Source organism: Mesorhizobium sp. M7D.F.Ca.US.004.01.2.1 (genome assembly GCF_003997785.1).
Taxonomy (GTDB): Bacteria; Pseudomonadota; Alphaproteobacteria; order Rhizobiales; family Rhizobiaceae; genus Mesorhizobium; species Mesorhizobium loti.
The window spans coordinates 1-2,370 of the sequence record NZ_RZRQ01000564.1 but is presented as its reverse complement, the minus strand read 5'-3'; the positions used below and the strand labels follow the sequence as shown (position 1 = coordinate 2,370).

Annotated in this window: 2 protein-coding genes; both read left to right on the top strand. The window is 62.3% G+C overall.

From position 1 onward, the window contains the following. A partial coding sequence (locus tag EN993_RS34755; RefSeq protein WP_127266133.1) for an ATP-binding protein occupies positions 1-860 on the top strand: 860 nt, incomplete at its 5' end. Further along, on the top strand, positions 850-2,211 hold the full coding sequence (locus tag EN993_RS34750; RefSeq protein ID WP_056588733.1) for a sigma-54 dependent transcriptional regulator: 1,362 nt from the start codon (positions 850-852) through the stop codon (positions 2,209-2,211). The genes EN993_RS34755 and EN993_RS34750, both read left to right, overlap by 11 nt. Positions 2,212-2,370: the final 159 nt, after the last annotated feature.

The following is a 2,370-nucleotide window of genomic DNA, read 5'->3' as shown; positions in this document are numbered from 1 at the left end:
AGATCACCATCGAGGCTGGCGACGACGGCTCGGAGGAAAAATCCTATGTCGTGACGGTCGACGACATCACCGATCTGGTTCAGGCGCAGCGCTCCTCCGCCTGGGCCGACGTGGCGCGGCGCATCGCCCACGAGATCAAGAATCCGCTGACACCGATCCAGCTTTCGGCCGAGCGCATCAAGCGACGCTTCGGCAAGGTCATCACCGAGGATCGCGAGATTTTCGATCAATGCACCGACACCATCATCCGGCAGGTCGAGGATATCGGCCGCATGGTCGACGAATTCTCCGCTTTCGCGCGGATGCCTAAGCCCGAGATGAAAGCCATCGACCTGCGCGAATCCTTGCGCGAGGCCTCGTTCCTGGTTGAAGTCAGCCGCGCCGACATTGCTTTCGAGCGCGTGTTCGGCAACGAGCCGCTCAAGGGTACGTTCGACAGCCGCCTGATGGCGCAGGCTTTCGGCAATGTGATCAAGAACGCCGCCGAGGCGATCGATGGATTGGAACAGAAGGACGGTTCGCACGGCATAATCCGGATTCAAGCCGGGCGCCAGAATGGTGTGATTCGCATTGACGTCATCGACAATGGCAAAGGCCTGCCGCGCGAGAATCGCCAACGGCTGCTCGAGCCCTATATGACCACACGCGAGAAGGGCACCGGGCTCGGTCTCGCTATCGTCAAGAAGATCGTGGAGGACCATGGTGGCAGACTGGAACTTCATGATGCACCTGCGGATTTCCACAATGGGCGCGGCGCGATGATCAGCATCATCCTGCCGCCTGCGGCCGTTGCGGCTTCGCGCGGCGAAAGCAGGACGGAAAACGAACGAGAAACTGAAAAGGTCGGTAATGGCGTCTGATATTCTCATCGTCGATGACGAGGAAGACATCCGTGAACTCGTCGCGGGCATCCTGAGCGACGAAGGTCACGAAACCCGCACGGCATTCGATGCCGACAGCGCGTTGGCGGCGATCGCCGACCGGGCGCCGCGGCTGATTTTCCTCGACATCTGGCTGCAGGGCTCGCGCCTGGACGGGTTGGCGCTGCTCGACGAGATCAAGACGATGCACCCGACCTTGCCCGTGGTGATGATTTCGGGCCACGGCAACATCGAAACGGCGGTCTCCGCCATCCGTCGCGGCGCCTATGACTTCATCGAAAAACCGTTCAAGGCCGACAGGCTGATCCTCATTGCCGAGCGTGCGCTCGAGACCTCGAAATTGCGGCGCGAGGTTTCCGACCTCAAGCTGCGCAGCGGCGAAACCTTCGATCTGATCGGCATGTCGTCGGCGATGAGCCAGTTGCGCCAGACTATCGAACGCGTCGCGCCGACCAACAGCCGCGTCATGATCATCGGCCCGTCAGGCTCGGGCAAGGAACTGGCCGCACGTGCCATCCACACGCTGTCGGCGCGCAAGACCGCGCCTTTCGTGACGCTGAGCGCCGCCAACATCACGCCCGAGCGCATGGAGATCGAGCTGTTCGGCACTGAATCGAACGGCGTCGAGCGCAAGGTCGGCGCGCTCGAGGAGGCTCATCGCGGCATCCTCTACATCGACGAAGTGGCCGATATGCCGCGCGAGACGCAAAACAAGATCCTGCGCGTGCTGGTCGAGCAGCAGTTCGAGCGGGTAGGGGGCACCAAGCGGGTCAAGGTCGATGTCCGCATCATCTCCTCGACCTCGCAGAATCTCGAGGCGATGATCGCCGACGGCCGTTTCCGCGAGGATCTTTATCATCGCCTGGCAGTGGTGCCGGTCATGGTGCCGGGATTGGCCGAGCGGCGCGAGGACATTCCCTATCTCGTCGACAATTTCATGAAGCAGATCGCCCGCCAGGCCGGCATCAAGCCGCGCCGCATCGGCGACGACGCGCTGGCTGTGCTGCAGGCGCATAATTGGCCGGGCAACGTCCGCCAGCTGCGCAACAATGTCGAGCGCCTGATGATCCTGGCGCGCGGCGATGATGTCGATGCGCCGATCACCGCGGACCTTTTGCCGGCCGAGATTGGCGATGTCATGCCGCGAACGCCGAATCAATCCGACCAGCACATCATGGCGCTGCCACTGCGCGAGGCGCGCGAACAGTTCGAGAAGGACTATCTGATCGCCCAGATCAACCGCTTCGGCGGCAACATCTCGAAAACCGCCGAGTTCATCGGCATGGAGCGCTCCGCCTTGCACCGCAAGCTGAAGTCGCTGGGCGTCTGACGCGCAGCGCCAGCCAGCCGCGCCTGTACCAAGCATTTGCCGGTTACGGCGGCGGCGGAATCGCATAAGAAAGCCCCGAGACTTTCTTAGAGGTTGCCCATGCCGCGCATTGCCTATGTCAACGGGCGCTACGTCGCTCATGCCGACGCTGCCGTGCAT